Here is a 17138-nt window from a genome sequence, read left to right on the forward strand (position 1 = left end):
TTTGTGCCTGAAAAAGATGAAAAAAATTGCCTTATTTTATATGGGTGGTACTTTTGGCTGTGTAGGTGAACCTTTAGCGCCTATGCCATATGACCAATTCTTGCCTCAACTTGAAAAAGTTATACCACCCCACTTAACAGTTGACTGTTTTGCTGCCCCAAATATTGTAGATAGCAGCGCTTGTACAGCGCCCGATTGGCTAAGTCTTATTCAACGTATACAACAGCTCCAACTCGAAGGTTATCAGCACTTCGTCGTTATTCATGGTACAGATACTCTTAGTTATGCTGCTGCAACCCTAGCTCGCTTTTTAGGCCAAAGCTGTCATATTGTGATTACTGGTAGCCAATACCCGTTACTCAATGTTCAAGGTGATAATACTCGTGAATTTACTGATGCAATTGAGAACTTATATCTTGCATTAGAACAAGTGATTGCCCTACCTGTAGGTGCGTATCTTGCATTCCATCATCAAGTATTCCATGCACAAACTGCGTTAAAAACGCATACGACTGAACTCGATGCATTTTCAGGTTTAAGTAGTGAAGTTGAGTTTAAGCCTCAGCAAAATGAATTGATCGTACAAGATGTTCAAATTGAAAAAGCTGCTTCATTCCAAATTTTAAACTGGATGATGCAACCTATTGCAACACAGCACTTGGTGCAGCAGTTACGTCATTTACTTCCTGCCCCACCACATTTCTTGGTGTTACAAGGCTTTGGTACAGGCAATATCGCAGTAAACCCTGAATTATTGGCAACCTTAGATGAACTGTATGCTCATGGTTGTGTTCCAATCTTGACGACACAGGTGACGTTTGGTGGTATTGACCAACGTTATGCAATTAGTGCTTGGGCCAAAACTGCAAAAATTGTCATTAATGATGCGCATAGTCACGCAGATCTCTATGCAAAAGCACTTCAAATCTATTTAAAATACTCAACCCCAGAACAATGGTTCAGCCATTGGAACGAAAATTTGCATTAAATAGAGGTAAAGCCATGCAACGTTATGCAGTCGGTATTGAATTTAGCGGAGTTCAATATCGAGGTTGGCAAACACAACAGCCAGGCGTTGCCAGCGTACAAGAAACTATTGAACGTGTGCTTAGCAAAGTCGCAAATGAACCTATAGCACTCCATGGTGCTGGTCGTACCGATGCAGGAGTACATGCGACAAATATGGTGGCACACTTCGATACTCATGCCATTCGTCCAGAGACAGGGTGGTTAAGAGGGGCAAATAGTCAGCTGCCTAAAGATATTTCCATTCAGTGGATTAAGCTGATGGATGAAAGTTTTCATGCCCGCTTTAAAGCAACTGCTCGACGTTACCGCTACATTATATATAACACGCCACATCGCCCTGCACTCCTACATAAACAGGTTACTCACGTTTACCAAAAGTTAGATGTGAAAAAGATGATTGAAGCGGCAAGTAAATTTGAAGGCACTCATAACTTTGAAAGCTTCCGTGCAGCAGCGTGCCAATCAAATCAACCTGTTCGACATGTAAAACATTGCCGTTTATTTGAACACGGGCGCTATTTAGTTTTAGATATTGAAGCAGATGGTTTTTTACACCATATGGTTCGCAACATTGTTGGATGCTTACTTGAAATTGGTCAAGGTATGTATGAAATTGATCATATCGATACAATGTTTGCTGCACAGGATCGTAAAGCGGCAGGAGTAACAGCCCCACCTGACGGTCTTTATTTTATTCAGTGTAATTATCCTGAGCAGTTTGATTTGCCACAGCCACCGCTTGGGCCACATTGGCTAAACTTACCTGAGTAAGCTTAGCCCAATGCTGTATGTTTCTACCGGTGTTGTTTACGCTTACGGTACTCAACCGGTGTCTCATTCGTCCAACGCTTAAATGCGCGGTAGAACGTACTTGGCTCAGAGAAGCCAGTTAAATACACAATACGCTCAACACTCTCATTGGTATTTGCCAAAAGTTTTTTAGCTAATCGACAGCGATAATCTGACAAGATTTGCTGAAAACTAGTATTGGCTTCACTTAGCTGAGTACGTAAGCGACGTGGAGTAATATTCAACTGAGCTGCAACCGTTTCTAAGGTTGTTTCTCCACTTTCCAACGTTGAACCAATTGCGCGACGAACTTCACCCACTAAATCATAACGAGCTAATTCCTGTAGTTTTTCAATCGCGAGCTGCTCATGCAACTGCAATAACTCAGGCTCTGCTTGCCAAAGCTGAAAATCTAGAATAGCTGGATCAAAATATAAACGTGTCTCTTTCTGACCTAAACTGACTGGGCAGCCATACACTCGGAAATATTCATCCTCAGAAGCACCTTCGCTAAAATTAAAATCGATGAAGATGGGATGAAATTGCCCTTCGGTAATAAATTTAAAAAATCTAAGGATGCCTGAAATTGCACATTCAGAGAAATGTCGATTAACAAGATTATCAGCACCGATCTGTTGACCATTGGTTAAATAACAACGCCCTTCTTCAATGACTAGTTTCGCATCAAATGCGTCACTAATGAGTCGCTGATAAGCTAAAGCCCGTTTTAGCCCTTCACCAAAAGTTTCACTACTAATAAATAGATGTTCAATGACCTGACCACGGTACAAAGGCAAATGCTCGCCTAAATGCAAACCGATATCTGGATCTTTACTGACTTCCTGAGCGGCAGTCCAAAAGGCGTACTGTGCACTTAACGGTGTACGTGCATTTGTATCAACCTGATTTAAAGCAACTCCCGCTTTGGTTAATATTTCTTCTGTTGGCAAACCCGCACGACGAATCGCTTGATAGCCAAAGCGTAATACAACTGATGCATCTGTTAGCTGACCCACGCAGTGCCCTTCCATGTAGATACTTCATTGATATTTAGGGCTGTTGACCTTTACGCAATTAACAGTCCCTAATAACTATGATTTTAGATTAGCGTTGATTGACCAAACTGACAACAGAATTACTCTTCTTTTATGAAAAAAATTACATCTTTTTTTATTAGTCATACTTTAACCAGATGCTTTAGCAAAAGGATGTCTATCTTGTTTTTTTTAAATAAATTGACTATAATTTGCGCCTTTCCAATTTGATCATCAGGTAGGCTATGGCCAATAAAGAGGAACTCATTGAGTTCGAAGGCGTTGTCACCGAAACGCTTCCTAATACGATGTTCCGTGTACGTCTTGAAAACGGTCACGAAGTTATTGCACACATTTCTGGTAAAATGCGTAAACACTATATTCGTATTCTTACTGGCGACAGTGTAAAAGTCGAAATGACTCCATATGACCTCACTAAAGGTCGTATTACGTACCGTGCTCGCTAATTAGTGAATGCAAAAAAGCCACTTTATGATGTGGCTTTTTTATTGCGTTGTTTATTCACTTAAGCGACTGGTTTTACATCCCACCGTTTGGCATTCACGCAGTCTTTCTTGCAGCCAATGGTTTCTTTCTTGCGTTGTCTGTAAACGACATTGCACGTCTACGCTATTCCTATTTGAATCTGTACAATCTGCATCACGTTGACGTATCCACGCGAGCTGAGACTTCTTAAGAATATTTTTCTGCGCTGTATTTAATTTTACGCGCAATGCTTGATAGTTCTTGTTCAGATCTGCATCAGCACTCGCATAAATTTTATTTGTACAGTAAATATCATCGTAAGTATTTCGGGCACTATCACAGTTATCTGCATAGACCGCAGTCATTCCAAAGCTGCATAAAAAAGCCAAAACTATTTTTTTCATACTTTTCTTCCTTAAGTTTTCTATGAAATTATTATTAAAACGATTTCTATGTAATGATAAATCGCAAGACAAATTTACCTTCTATTTATCATAATCTTCCTTTTTTACTTTACAAGCATTCAAATCCAACCTATTGTTCTTTAATAATAAATATAATTTTTTATTGAGATAAAAATGAATACAGCTACCCGATGTCAAATTGGTCTACTTTGTTTAATCGTCATGAATATGAGCGCTTGTACTAGCCATCCACGCCAATCAATAGATTTACAAGAATACTTAAAGGGCTTTCTAGGCAAATCATCGAACACCATTCGGCAAGATATCAATCTACGAAGTCTTGGTTTTCAAGTCACAAATACTCCACAGAAAACATCCAATCAACTCATCTATACGATTTTACGGCCATTAAACATTCCAATCCCGATGGTGACTAATGTCGACATGAGAGGTAATTCTGTCGCTATACAATCAGGTAATCTGGGTGGTAATTCTTACGATTTAAATTTCAACTGCAAAGTTATTTTCCAGCTGAAGAATGATATTGCCGAGTCTATTCAATATGAAGGTAAAGCCTGCTAAAACATAGGCACAAAAAAACGCAGCGATTAGGCTGCGTTTTTTATAAGAAGCTTTTAAGCAAGAGCAGCGACAACTGCCTCACCCATCTCAGCTGTACCAACTTTTGTCATGCCTTCAGACATAATATCTGCTGTACGCAAGCCTTGATCAAGTACTTGACCTACAGCGTCTTCAATTGCTTTTGCAGCAGCTTCTTCACGGAAAGTATAGCGAAGCATCATTGCAACAGAAAGAATCGTTGCTAATGGGTTAGCCACATTTTGACCCGCAATGTCAGGCGCCGAACCATGACAAGGCTCATACATACCTTTACCATTTTCATCTAACGATGCAGATGGCAACATACCGATTGAACCTGTAAGCATTGCTGCTTCATCAGATAAGATATCGCCAAATAAGTTACCCGTTACGATCACGTCAAACTGTTTAGGCGCACGTACAAGTTGCATTGCAGCATTGTCGACATACATATGTGAAAGCTGAATGTTTGAATAACTTTCTTGCTGTAAATCAGTAACTGTTTGCTTCCAAAGTTCTGTAACTTCTAAAACGTTAGCTTTATCGACCGAACAAACTTTACCACCACGTAACCCAGCAAGCTCAAAAGCCACTTTCGCAATGCGCTTAATTTCACTTTCAGAATAAACATCAGTGTTATAGCCTTGTTTTTCACCGTTTTCGAGTTCACGGATACCACGTGGCTGACCGAAATAGATACCGCCAGTCAATTCACGAACAATTAAAATATCTAAACCAGCAACGATTTCAGGTTTTAAGCTAGAAGCATCTGCTAATTGCGGATATAAAATTGCTGGGCGCAAGTTAGCAAACAAGTTAAGTTCACTACGAATTTTTAAAAGACCACGTTCAGGGCGAATAGAGCGCTCAATCGCATCCCATTTTGGTCCGCCTACCGCACCTAATAAAATTGCATCAGCTTTTTTTGCTTGTTCACTCGTTACAGCTGGATACGGTTCACCATGCGCATCAATTGCTGCGCCACCCAATAGACCATGTTCCCAAGTTAACGATAAATTAAATTTTTCATTTACTGTATTTAATACTTTTTCTGCTGCCCCAACAATTTCAGGACCAATACCATCACCAGCTAAAATTAAAATCTGTTTAGACATGAACTTTTTCCATTTTCCAAAAACAAGCAGCGTTATATTTACCGCGGTGTTAGTTTTTTCTGTTCAAGGAACTCGCCTAGCCCTGTTGTTACATCAAATGGTCGACAAAAACGGCGAATTACACGCCCATCCTGATCTAAATCGACACATAATGGATCTGGTACAGAAACATTGAGCAAACTACCCGAACGGTTAGATTTGTCTCGGTACATTTTAAATGTATAGCGATGGTTGGCATTAAACTGGTGAATCACATGAAATGTTTCTGCCCGATCTGGAGAAATCGGATAGAAACGGATCACCACTTCATATTGTTTAGCGGGCACAGATAAATATAAACTGTTGGTTTGACCAAGCACTGAACCATGCAATCTTACAATTCCTTGATGAATTGCCTGATTACTAATTCGTCGTGTTTGCGCATCCACTACAGTAATATCATTTAGTCGTTCAAATTCACAACTCTTCGCGCCCGAACAATATATTGCTGCATTCTGCCCCAAATTTTCTTGTTCAGCCTGCTTAATACGGACAGTATCCACTACATTGTACGTGCTCTGACAAGCACTGAGTGTTATTGCGCACAGGCTCAACAAAAAGCTATGAGTAACGTTCCTCTTCATTGTTCAAGCCCAATCCTCATCTAGTGCATAATTTTAAGGTGTTTTTATGCTTTAGCATGTTAGCAAGAGTTTGAACACTACGCCATGGCTATGTTTAAAATGTACCAAAAGGTTAATTTAACTCTTGGAATACCCAAGGACGAACTTGTTTAGTTTTTTCTTCATAGGCACGAATTGCGTCGGCATTTTGAAGCGTTAAACCAATATCATCCAAACCATTTAACAAGCAATGCTTGCGAAATGGGTCAACTTCAAATTTAAAAGCTTCACCTGTTGGTGTACGTACTTCCTGAGCTGCTAAATCAATTGTTAATTGATATCCTTCATTTGCCGCACACTCTTTAAATAACTGATCAACAATTTCTTCTGACAAAATGACAGGTAACATGCCATTTTTAAAACAGTTATTAAAGAAAATATCAGCAAAGCTTGGTGCAATAACAGTACGAAAACCGTATTCATTTAATGCCCAAGGTGCATGCTCACGGCTTGAACCACAACCAAAGTTAGTACGAGCAATTAAAACATTTGCGCCTTGATAACGTGGTTGGTTCAAAACGAAATCCGGATTTTTTGGACGAACTGAATTATCTTGCCCCGGATAACCTTCATCTAAATAACGAAGTTCATCAAATAAGTTATCGCCAAAACCAGTACGTTTGATTGATTTCAAAAACTGTTTTGGAATAATTAAATCTGTATCAACATTGGCACGATCTAATGGTGCAACGATACCTTGTTCAACTGTATAAGCTTTCATGGTTTGCTCCAGACCGAATTAAAATGAACGAACATCAACAAAGTGACCTGCGATTGCAGCTGCTGCCGCCATTGCTGGGCTCACCAAATGAGTGCGACCACCATTGCCTTGACGACCTTCGAAGTTACGGTTTGATGTTGATGCACAGTGTTCACCTGGTTGTAACTTATCTGCATTCATTGCTAAACACATTGAACAACCCGGCTCACGCCATTCAAAACCAGCTTCTAAGAAGATTTTATCCAAGCCTTCTTTTTCTGCCTGTTGTTTAACTAAACCTGAACCCGGAACAATCATGGCTTGCTTAATGCTAGAGGCTACTTTACGACCTTTAACCACTTCAGCCGCAGCACGAATATCTTCAATACGAGAGTTAGTGCAAGAACCGATAAAGACACGATCAAGTTGAATATCAGCTAATGCTTGACCTGCATTTAAACCCATATATTGATAAGCACGCGTCCAGTCATTACGTTGAACGTCATCTTTCGCTTGTTCTAAAGTTGGGACAGCTTCTGTGACCGGAATAACCATCTCAGGTGAAGTTCCCCAAGACACTTGTGGCTCGATCTCTGCACCATTTAATTCAACGACTGCATCAAACACTGCATCTTCATCTGAATGCAAAGTGTCCCAGTAAGCAACTGCTTGTTCCCATTGCTCGCCTTTTGGTGCGTAACTACGGCCTTTCACGTATTCAACAGTTTTGTCATCAACTGCAACCATACCGACACGAGCACCAGCTTCAATCGCCATGTTACATACCGTCATACGCCCTTCGATCGACATATCACGGAAAACTTGACCACCGAATTCAATTGCATAGCCTGTACCACCAGCAGTACCAATTTTAGCAATGATTGCCAACACAACATCTTTTGGTGTTACGCCTTTGCCTAATACGCCATCTACACGTACTAACATGTTTTTAGATTTTTTCTGGATCAAACATTGTGTTGCTAACACATGTTCAACTTCAGATGTCCCAATACCATGCGCCAAACAACCGAAAGCACCGTGAGTAGCTGTATGTGAATCACCACATACGACTGTCATGCCCGGTAAAGTTAAGCCCTGTTCAGGTCCAACAACATGCACAATACCCTGACGGATATCATTAATGCTGAATTCAACAATATTAAAAGCTTTACAGTTGTCATCTAAGGTTTGAACTTGAATACGAGATGTATCATCTTCAATACCTGCGATACCTTGGTCACGTTCTTTTTTAGACGTTGGAACGTTATGGTCTGGTGTAGCAACGTTTGCACTTAAACGCCATGGTTGACGACCTGCAAGTTGCAAACCTTCAAATGCTTGTGGACTAGTCACTTCATGCAATAAATGACGGTCAATATAAAGTAAACATGAGCCATCATCACGCTGTGAAACAACGTGGTCATCCCACAATTTGTCATATAAAGTTTTGCCTGCCATGTCGTCTTGCTCCATTGGACTGGGTAATTCTAATCTTTCTTCGATTATAGCCAGAGTTTCACATAAATCTAATTTATCATTTTTATAAATTAGAAAACTTTTTGGAATAAATTATAATTCCTTTGAGGTATCGCAAATTTAATAAATCGTTTTTGTTAATGATTATCATTTGCATAATCAATTTTTAATCTTATACTCTCATCTCTATACTAAAAATATCAAAGTGGCTAAAGAGAATGATCATGGCTAATATCCAAAAATTCGTTATAAATAATCAACGTACCTTAAAGAAAACCTTCAGCTATTACATTATGCATATTAGTGTAGCAATGATAGTTGCATACTTTGTAACAGGTAATATCTGGATGGCTTTGACCCTAAGCATGCTCGAACCAACCGTACAAGCCTTTGCTTTTTTCTTCCATGAAAAAGTTTGGGCTGCTAAAGATCGCCGTGTATCAGCCTTAGCCGAAAAAGAAACAACTGCTTAGGCTAAGATTAGTGCGGTAATTCACAACTTTCTCACTCGTTTTGCTGCAAGCATGATACGATTTTGGCTCGGCAACTTTAGCCCCTCGATTTTTCTATTCCAAGTTGAGTTGTATTATGAATCTTGCAGCCTTTGAAGCTTTTGTAAAAGTTATGGAAACAGGGTCTATCTCTGTGGCAGCAGATCAATTATTTATTACTCAACCTGCTGTTACCAAACGTATTCACAGCTTAGAAGAATATTTTGGTGTAAAACTTTTTGAGTCCGCAGGCCGAGGTGTGCAGGCAACTCATGCTGCACATTCATTATTACCAAAAGTTAAAAACTGGCTAAATGAGCTTGGAGATATCCACCATACGCTTAGCCATGAACAAACTCAGGTGCAAGGCCGCTTAAAAGTCGGTACGAGTCACCATATTGGCTTACATCATTTACCGTCTCCACTTAAACACTTTGTTCAACAATTTCCACAGGTTACTTTAGACGTGCATTTTGTTGATTCAGAGCAAGCCCATGAACAAGTACTTGCTGGTGATTTAGAGTTAGCATTTTTAACACTTCCTCCTTCAGGTGATGAGCGTCTTAACTACATTACTATCTGGAATGATCCTTTAGTTTTTGTTGCTGCGCCATTTCACCCACTTGCACAAAAAGAGCATCTGACCTTACAAGATTTAATTGAATATCCAAGCCTATTGCCCGCTGCACAAACTTACACAGCTCAAATCACATTAGCCGAGTTTGAAAAACAAGGGCTTAAACCAAAAATCACTATGAGTAATAACCCTCTTGAGTCTATTCGCATGTTGGTGTCGATTGGTTTAGGTTGGTCAGTACTACCAAAAACTCTACTGAATCAAGATATGCAGCAACTTGATTTAGATGTAAAAATGAATCGCCAATTAGGCATGGTGTGGCATCCTGCACGTACTCAATCTAGAGCTATGCAGGAGTTGATTAAAATGATGCAGGAATAATTGAATTAACGACTATATTTTTTAAAAAGGATATAAATTAAAACAGCAAAAGGTAGTAGTAAAAACAGAACGCCCCAACCAAAGAAAATTGCGGCAACAATAATTCCACCAATTGCACTCATAAACAGTAAAGCAATGATATAAACAAGTAATTCACCAAAAATAGCGGTAATGAGCTGATCTATAAACTCTTGAAAGAAACCACTACTACTTTCATTTTTAGTGCGCTTGTTTTTAGCCATGCTATTTTAATTAATAAAGTTATATATTGATTAGAAATGATACTGTAAATATATATCCTTTTCTCTACTATCATTATACTTTTCACTTAAGATTCATGATCGTGAAGAATCAATATTCAAAGATAATTAAAATCGGTTTATACGGCTTTATAACTTTAGCTATCTTAGTTCTAGTTACATTTATTTGGTTTAAACCGATACGTGTTGTTTTCGCCCATTACCTGTCATTGTTACAGTGTGATGGTCAGATATGTGTAGATGATCCAAAGACAGAGCCTCTTGCAAAGATACTTTATAATCAGGCATTAAAAGAAACCCAAGACAAAATAGGTACATTTCATCAACAGCCCACTATGGTTTTTTGCTCAACTTCACAATGTGCAAATACCTTTGGTATGGAAAAAGCAGCCGCTAAAGCAGTGGGTAATTTGGGATTATTGGTTGCACCGCGTGGCTGGAAAGATTTCTACATCACCCATGAACTTATTCATCACCGTCAAGCCGAAGAATGGGGAAATATAGCAATGCTGACTAAACCCAAATGGCTAGTAGAAGGCATGGCTTATAGTTTAAGTGATGACCCACGCCCTACGTTAACGGCACCCTTTCAACAATGGCGGACTCAATTTAAGCTTTGGCATCAACAAAACCCTGACCCAAATATTTGGCACACTACAGAGAAATTTAAGTAATTTATTAAAGAGCTTCTAAAAACTTATTTTTTCCAAGAAGCTCACGCCTTTCAATTAAATTGACCAGTCCTGAATATCCCAATTATTTTCTTGAGCCAATTTTTCAAGGCGATCATCAGGATTCACTGCAATTGCATGCGTTGCATATTCAAGTAAAAAACGGTCATTAATTGAATCGGAATAGGCCCAAGACTCAGACACACTACGACCTTCCAACCAACCATCTAGACGGGCAAGTTTGCCTTTTTGATAACACGCTAAACCAGCAACTTTACCTGTATATTTTCCGTCAGCCACTTCAGCATTGGTTGCCAAAATTTCTGTAATTCCAAATTCACGGAAAATTGGCGCAGTAATAAAATCACTTGTTGCCGTAATACCCACAATCGTATGTCCTAAGTCCTGATGTTTTTTGATTGCATCAAAACCTTTTGGACGCATTTGTGGGCGAATCACTTTTTGCATGAACAACTGGTGAAGTTCAGTTAAATAATTATTGTCGTGCTTTGTTAAAAATCCAAAGACAAATTCGTTATAAGCATATGGGTCAAGTTGTCCTGCTTTGTAATCTTCATAAAATTTATCATTCATCTGACGATGATGAACCGGATCAACCAAACCTTCATTGACTAAAAATTCACCCCACGAGTGGTCTGAATCGGTATTTAACAAGGTATGGTCTAAATCAAACAACGCCAGTTTCATGAAAATTCTCGTTTAAACTGAAATTTAAGAAAAAAAATGTAAATCTATCTCCGCTAGTCGATAGAAATTCGTTAAGATCGTAGCAATTTAAACATTTTACTTTGATCTTTTCGAGCTGGACATAAAAAAGTGTTTGTCCCCGCGATTAAAGTCAACGATATAGACAATATTTAGGTAGCCAAATGATCGACTCAGAAGGTTTCCGACCGAATGTCGGGATCATTTTGGCAAACGATGATGGACAGGTTTTATGGGCAAAGCGCATTGGTCACAATGCTTGGCAATTTCCACAAGGAGGCATTCAGTTTGGAGAAACTCCTGAACAGGCACTTTTTCGAGAACTGAGAGAAGAAATCGGCTTATTGCCCGAACATGTCCAGATTATTGCGCAAACCAAAGGATGGCTGCGTTATCGTTTGCCACATCGGTACATTCGGTCAGACTCTGACCCCGTATGTATCGGACAGAAACAAAAATGGTTTTTACTGAAATTAACTGCGCATGCAAAAAATATTCAGTTAAACCTCTCCGACCCACCCGAATTCGATGAATGGCAGTGGGTTAGCTATTGGTATCCCCTTGGACAAGTGGTGAACTTCAAGCGTGATGTTTATCGTAAAGCCATGGTGGAGTTATGTACACAGTTGCCGATGCAACAATTACCCTAAAAATCATTTATCTAGCAAATGATTTTTATTAAAAGTGCTGTTATAAATACATTCATAGTCTAAAAAAATACTGGAGTATACATCCATGTCAAACATGCAACTCGACACTTTACGGCGCATTGTCCAAGAGGTTAATGCGTCCGTCAGTTTGCATGAATCGTTAGACATCATGGTCAATCAAGTTGCTGAAGCCATGAAAGTGGATGTTTGCTCTATTTATTTACTCGATGAACGCAACCAGCGCTATGTTTTAATGGCCTCTAAAGGCTTAAACCCAGAATCTGTGGGCCATGTTTCACTGCAACTCGGTGAAGGCTTGGTCGGTCTAGTTGGGCAACGTGAAGAAATTGTTAACCTTGACAACGCACCAAAACATGAGCGTTTCTTGTATTTACCTGAAACGGGCGAAGAAATTTATAACTCATTCCTTGGCGTACCTGTCATGTATCGCCGTAAGGTTATGGGCGTTTTGGTTGTACAAAACAAACTTCCTCAAGATTTTAGCGAAGCAGCCGAGTCATTTTTAGTCACTCTGTGTGCTCAGCTTTCTGGGGTTATTGCACACGCTCACGCAGTTGGAAATATTGACGTATTTCGTAAACCAAGTAATGGCCCTGCCTATAAAACCTTTCAAGGTGCTTCAGGTGCAGGCGGTGTTGCTTTAGGTCGCGCTATTATTTTATATCCACCTGCCGATTTAGCCTCAGTACCTGACCGTGAAGCAGAAGATATTAGTCATGAACTTCGACTTCTAGATCAAGCCATTTCATCAGTTCGTTCAGAGATTCGTTCTTTAGATGAAAAAATGCATGATTCATTAATGGCAGAAGAACGCGCTTTATTTAGTGTTTTCTTAAGAATGCTAGATGAAAATGCATTACCAGCCGAAATTAAAGAACTCATTCGTGACGGGCATTGGGCACAAGGTGCAGTACGTCGTGTAATTGAAAAGCACACTGCTCTATTTGCACAAATGGAAGACGACTATCTACGTGAGCGAGTTTCTGATCTTAAAGATTTAGGCCGACGTATTTTAGCCTCGTTGCAAGAAGAAGATTCTAGTCACCGTGAACTCAGTCCAGACAGTATTTTAATTGGTGAAGAAATTAGTACTGCGGCACTCGTAGAGCTACCAGTAGACAATATTGCAGCAATTGTAACCTCAGAAGGTGCAGCCAACTCACACATGGTGATTGTGGCTCGTGCATTAGGTATTCCAACCGTAGTTGGTGTAACCGAACTGCCTGTTAACACACTTGATGATGCGGAAATGATCGTGGATGCCTATCAGGGCCGTGTTTTTGTTAATCCTCCACGTCGTTTACGTCAACGTTATAAAGAAATTCAAAAAGAAGATGAACAGATCGCAAAAGATCTCAAACAATACGAGACCAAAGAAGCGATTACGCCAGATGGTGTATCTGTTCAGCTTTATGTGAATACGGGTCTCATGATTGATGTCGTCCGCGGAGTACAACGCGGCGCACAAGGTGTGGGTCTATACCGAAGCGAAATTCCATTCATGTTGCGGGAACGTTTCCCGGGTGAAGAGGAACAACGCGCAATCTACCGTCAACAATTAAGTCACTTCGCCAACAAACCTGTGGTGATGCGAACTCTCGATATTGGTGCCGATAAAGACTTGCCTTACTTCAGTATCGAAGAAGAAAACTCGGCATTAGGCTGGCGTGGTATTCGTTTCACGCTTGATCATCCTGAGATTTTCTCGTCTCAAATTCGCGCCATGCTCAAAGCCAGTATTGGCTTAAATAATTTGCATATTTTATTGCCAATGGTGACTACAGTAAGTGAAGTCGAGGAAGTACTTTATTTACTTGAGCGTGACTGGATTGCGGTGCAAGAAGAAGAGCAAGTTAAAATTACCAAGCCTAAAATTGGAATTATGGTTGAGGTGCCAAGCGTATTACTACAAATTGATGAGTTTGCTGAACTCGTCGATTTCTTCTCAGTCGGTTCAAACGACTTAACCCAATACTTACTCGCGGTTGATCGTAATAATCCACATGTAGCAAACGTTTACTCGCATTTCCACCCATCTATTCTACGTGCTTTATCTCGCTTGGTTAAAGAATGCCATGACCACAAAAAACCAATCAGTATTTGTGGTGAAATGGCAGGTGATCCATTATCGGCAATTTTACTTATGGCGATGGGCTTTAATACCCTTTCGATGAGTTCGAGTAATATTTTGCGAGTACGAAAAGCAATTTGTCATGTACCTATGACAGATGCACAAAAATTACTTGATGATGTTATGAAAATGAATAATCCACTCATTGTGAAAAGCTGGCTTGAGTACTATTTTAAAACTCACGGCCTAGCCGATATGGTCAAATCAAATCGAATCGTAAATGTTTAATATTTAAACAAAGGAGAGCAACGCTCTCCTTTTTTCTTTCAAATAAGTTAAAAAATAAATATAAAAATTTCTTTTCACTCTCGCTAATACCCAGCTTTTTAAACCAAACTTTAATCGGTTTTTTAAATCAATATTGACAATTTAATCCATTTGAAAAATAAGACCTCTACTTCTACTATATTTAAAGAGCGTTATTAAAAGATCTTAAGTTGTTCAGCAATTGAAGAGGTAATTCTATGCATCGTTATTTACAGGTTTCATCTTATTTTTCCTTTTATTTTTTAACCTCCATGCAGTAAATTGGAGGGATAACAATTAAAGGAATCTGATGCATTATTAAATAAAAAATAATGAGCCAACATCTTAGTGAAAAGAATTTTGAAACGGTTTCTCTCACCATGTGTTCACTCATTTCTTTATTTGATAAACATGAGTTTTAAACCAGAAGTCCAGGAAAATGAGCCCTAACATTTTTACTAAGAGCTCAATAATTATTACCCAGAGAGAATATAATCATGTCAGACGAATCAAAATGCCCTTTTTCAGGACATAACTCAAAACCCCAAGTAACGATCGGTGGTGGCACGCCTAGTTTACACTGGTGGCCAAAACAACTACGCGTCGACCTACTCAACCAACATTCAGAACGTTCTAATCCACTCGGTAAAGATTTTAATTATCGTCAAGAGTTTAAAAAACTCGACTACTACACCCTCAAAGCTGATATCAAAAATGTATTAACCGATTCTCAAGATTGGTGGCCAGCCGATTGGGGAAATTATACAGGCTTATTTATTCGTTTAGCATGGCATGCTGCTGGTACATATCGTATGGGTGATGGCCGTGGTGGTGCTGGTCGCGGACAGCAACGTTTTGCGCCATTAAATAGTTGGCCTGACAATGCGAGCTTAGATAAAGCACGCCGCTTGCTATGGCCAGTTAAACAAAAATACGGTCAAAAAATATCGTGGGCAGATTTATTTATTCTTGCCGGTAACATTGCGCTTGAGTCTTCTGGCTTCCGTACATTTGGTTTTGGTGCGGGTCGTGAAGACGTTTGGGAACCAGATAACGATGTAAACTGGGGCGATGAAAAAGAATGGTTAGCTCATCGAAACTCTGAAGCATTGGAAGGTAGTAATCTTGCTGCAACCGAAATGGGGCTAATTTATGTAAACCCTGAAGGTCCACAAGCCAGTGGTGATCCAAAATCAGCTGCGCCGTTCATTCGTGCGACTTTCGGCAACATGGCAATGGATGACGAAGAAATTGTTGCATTGATTGCAGGTGGTCATACTTTAGGTAAAACCCACGGGGCTGCCTCTGCCGACCATGTTCAGGCTGATCCTGAAGGTGCACCAATTGAACAAATGGGCTTTGGCTGGTCAAATAGCTTTGGCACAGGTGTTGGTAAAGACGCAATCACTTCTGGCTTAGAAGTCATTTGGTCACAAACGCCAACACAATGGAGTAATTACTTCTTTGAAAACCTATTCAAATACGAGTGGGTACAAGAACGCTCACCTGCTGGCGCAATTCAATGGGTCGCAGCAGATGCCGAAGCGATCATTCCTGATCCATTCGATCCATCAATTAAACGTAAGCCAACAATGCTGACTACAGATTTGACCTTACGTTTTGATCCTGAGTTTGAAAAAATCTCTCGTCGCTTCCATAACGACCCACAAGCTTTCGCTAATGCTTTTGCCCGTGCATGGTTCAAATTAACTCACCGCGATATGGGACCAAAAGCACGTTATCTAGGTCCTGAGGTTCCAACTGAAGATTTAATTTGGCAAGATCCATTACCTGCTGCTAGTGCTGCGCCATCGGCTGCCAGCATTGCTGATGCAAAAGCAAAAATTGTTGCACTAGGACTATCTGCTGGTGAGTTGGTTTCTCTTGGTTGGGCTTCAGCGTCAACTTTCCGTGGTGGAGACAAGCGTGGTGGAGCAAACGGCGCACGTATTGCCTTATCACCGCAACGTGATTGGGAAGTAAACCAAAAAGCTGTTGAAACTTTAACTAAAATTGAAGAAATCAAAGCCTCAACTCAACTGTCATTAGCTGATCTCATTGTGCTAGCAGGTAACGTTGGTGTAGAGCAAGCCGCTCAAGCAGCAGGTTTCAACATTAGCGTTCCATTTGCCTCTGGTCGTGTTGATGCATTACAAAGTCAAACTGATGTCGAATCTTTCCAATTGCTCCGCGGCCTTGCCGATGGTTTTAGAAACTGGAAAAAAGAGGGCGTCAATGCAGCAACTGAAGCATTATTAATTGATAAAGCACAGCAACTGACTTTGACTGCACCTGAGTTAACCGCATTGATTGGTGGTCTACGTGTTCTAGGCACTAACTGGGATGGTTCGCAACACGGCGTATTCACTCAGCAGGTTGGTGTACTCAGCACAGACTTCTTCACGAACTTACTCGACATGTCTACTGTATGGGCACCTGTTGATTCATCAGGCGAAGTATTTGAAGGCAAAGACCGTAAAACAGGCACTGTAAAATTTACTGCAACACGCAATGATTTAGTATTCGGTTCAAACTCAATCTTACGTGCACTGGTAGAAGTTTATGCTCAAGCAGATGGTAAAGAAAAATTTGTTCAAGACTTTGTAGCGGCATGGACTAAAGTCACGAATCTAGATCGTTTTGACTTAGCTTAATTTAAGTCAGAATGATAAAAGCCAGTTCAAATTGA

The 17138-nt window shown here is 40.0% G+C and carries 18 protein-coding genes; 10 read left to right on the plus strand and 8 right to left on the minus strand.

Annotated features, from left to right (window positions below; translation table 11 throughout):
- Nucleotides 1-16 precede the first annotated feature (16 nt).
- On the plus strand, nucleotides 17-988 hold the full coding sequence (locus tag ODQ17_RS03210) for an asparaginase (RefSeq protein WP_151766743.1): 972 nt from the start codon (nucleotides 17-19) through the stop codon (nucleotides 986-988).
- Between the two features lie 14 nt (nucleotides 989-1002).
- A complete protein-coding gene (gene truA, locus ODQ17_RS03215; protein ID WP_004794850.1) occupies nucleotides 1003-1800 on the plus strand; it encodes a tRNA pseudouridine(38-40) synthase TruA in 798 nt (265 codons plus the stop codon).
- Nucleotides 1801-1823: 23 nt separating this feature from the next.
- Here truA and ODQ17_RS03220 read toward each other — a convergent pair whose 3' ends face one another.
- Nucleotides 1824-2834: an AraC family transcriptional regulator gene (locus ODQ17_RS03220; protein WP_005302061.1), complete on the minus strand. Its 1011-nt coding sequence runs from the start codon at nucleotides 2832-2834 to the stop codon at nucleotides 1824-1826.
- 263 nt (nucleotides 2835-3097) lie between these two features.
- Here ODQ17_RS03220 and infA point away from each other — a divergent pair, with 263 nt between their 5' ends.
- Entirely contained in the window at nucleotides 3098-3319 is a 222-nt protein-coding gene (gene infA, locus ODQ17_RS03225; protein WP_001284370.1) for a translation initiation factor IF-1, read from the plus strand.
- Nucleotides 3320-3370: 51 nt separating this feature from the next.
- Here the strand turns inward: infA and ODQ17_RS03230 are convergent, their stop codons facing one another.
- Entirely contained in the window at nucleotides 3371-3742 is a 372-nt protein-coding gene (locus ODQ17_RS03230; protein ID WP_322901687.1) for a lysozyme inhibitor LprI family protein, read from the minus strand.
- 174 nt (nucleotides 3743-3916) lie between these two features.
- On the opposite strand from ODQ17_RS03230, the gene ODQ17_RS03235 reads away from it, so the two are divergent.
- Nucleotides 3917-4324 (plus strand): hypothetical protein, encoded by a 408-nt coding sequence (locus tag ODQ17_RS03235; RefSeq protein ID WP_322901689.1) that lies wholly within the window; start codon nucleotides 3917-3919, stop codon nucleotides 4322-4324.
- A gap of 53 nt (nucleotides 4325-4377) precedes the next feature.
- Here ODQ17_RS03235 and leuB read toward each other — a convergent pair whose 3' ends face one another.
- From leuB to leuC, 4 genes are all read right to left on the minus strand, one after another.
- Nucleotides 4378-5457, minus strand: coding sequence for a 3-isopropylmalate dehydrogenase (gene leuB / locus ODQ17_RS03240; protein ID WP_322901691.1), 1080 nt, complete (start codon nucleotides 5455-5457; stop codon nucleotides 4378-4380).
- A gap of 38 nt (nucleotides 5458-5495) precedes the next feature.
- Nucleotides 5496-6080 (minus strand): hypothetical protein, encoded by a 585-nt coding sequence (locus ODQ17_RS03245; protein WP_005302052.1) that lies wholly within the window; start codon nucleotides 6078-6080, stop codon nucleotides 5496-5498.
- A 112-nt stretch (nucleotides 6081-6192) separates the two neighbouring features.
- Nucleotides 6193-6840: a 3-isopropylmalate dehydratase small subunit gene (leuD, locus tag ODQ17_RS03250; RefSeq protein WP_003654711.1), complete on the minus strand. Its 648-nt coding sequence runs from the start codon at nucleotides 6838-6840 to the stop codon at nucleotides 6193-6195.
- An 18-nt stretch (nucleotides 6841-6858) separates the two neighbouring features.
- Entirely contained in the window at nucleotides 6859-8277 is a 1419-nt protein-coding gene (gene leuC / locus ODQ17_RS03255; protein WP_004794861.1) for a 3-isopropylmalate dehydratase large subunit, read from the minus strand.
- Nucleotides 8278-8513: 236 nt separating this feature from the next.
- Between leuC and ODQ17_RS03260 the strand changes: the two genes are divergently transcribed.
- Both ODQ17_RS03260 and ODQ17_RS03265 read left to right on the plus strand, forming a co-directional pair.
- Entirely contained in the window at nucleotides 8514-8768 is a 255-nt protein-coding gene (locus ODQ17_RS03260) for a DUF2061 domain-containing protein (RefSeq protein WP_171056858.1), read from the plus strand.
- A 115-nt stretch (nucleotides 8769-8883) separates the two neighbouring features.
- Complete coding sequence (locus ODQ17_RS03265) at nucleotides 8884-9744, plus strand: LysR family transcriptional regulator (RefSeq protein ID WP_174766152.1); 861 nt, start codon at nucleotides 8884-8886, stop codon at nucleotides 9742-9744.
- A gap of 5 nt (nucleotides 9745-9749) precedes the next feature.
- On the opposite strand, the gene ODQ17_RS03270 is transcribed toward ODQ17_RS03265, so the two are convergent.
- A complete protein-coding gene (locus tag ODQ17_RS03270) occupies nucleotides 9750-9986 on the minus strand; it encodes a hypothetical protein (protein WP_322901695.1) in 237 nt (78 codons plus the stop codon).
- A 95-nt stretch (nucleotides 9987-10081) separates the two neighbouring features.
- Here ODQ17_RS03270 and ODQ17_RS03275 point away from each other — a divergent pair, with 95 nt between their 5' ends.
- Entirely contained in the window at nucleotides 10082-10678 is a 597-nt protein-coding gene (locus ODQ17_RS03275) for a hypothetical protein (protein WP_322901697.1), read from the plus strand.
- Nucleotides 10679-10732: 54 nt separating this feature from the next.
- Here ODQ17_RS03275 and ODQ17_RS03280 read toward each other — a convergent pair whose 3' ends face one another.
- Nucleotides 10733-11383, minus strand: coding sequence for an HAD family hydrolase (locus ODQ17_RS03280; RefSeq protein WP_250374823.1), 651 nt, complete (start codon nucleotides 11381-11383; stop codon nucleotides 10733-10735).
- 182 nt (nucleotides 11384-11565) lie between these two features.
- Between ODQ17_RS03280 and ODQ17_RS03285 the strand changes: the two genes are divergently transcribed.
- The 3 genes from ODQ17_RS03285 to katG all read left to right on the plus strand — a co-directional run bounded on the left by ODQ17_RS03285 (nucleotide 11566) and on the right by katG (nucleotide 17103).
- Nucleotides 11566-12051: an RNA pyrophosphohydrolase gene (locus ODQ17_RS03285; protein ID WP_004794866.1), complete on the plus strand. Its 486-nt coding sequence runs from the start codon at nucleotides 11566-11568 to the stop codon at nucleotides 12049-12051.
- Nucleotides 12052-12136: 85 nt separating this feature from the next.
- Nucleotides 12137-14431 carry a phosphoenolpyruvate--protein phosphotransferase gene (ptsP, locus tag ODQ17_RS03290; protein WP_004794867.1) on the plus strand — a complete coding sequence of 765 codons (2295 nt, stop codon included), beginning with the start codon at nucleotides 12137-12139 and terminating at the stop codon, nucleotides 14429-14431.
- 515 nt (nucleotides 14432-14946) lie between these two features.
- Nucleotides 14947-17103: a catalase/peroxidase HPI gene (gene katG / locus ODQ17_RS03295; protein ID WP_322901700.1), complete on the plus strand. Its 2157-nt coding sequence runs from the start codon at nucleotides 14947-14949 to the stop codon at nucleotides 17101-17103.
- Nucleotides 17104-17138 lie beyond the last annotated feature (35 nt).

It is taken from the genome of Acinetobacter sp. IRS14 (assembly GCF_034650275.1).
GTDB classification, from domain to species: Bacteria; Pseudomonadota; Gammaproteobacteria; order Pseudomonadales; family Moraxellaceae; genus Acinetobacter; species Acinetobacter oleivorans.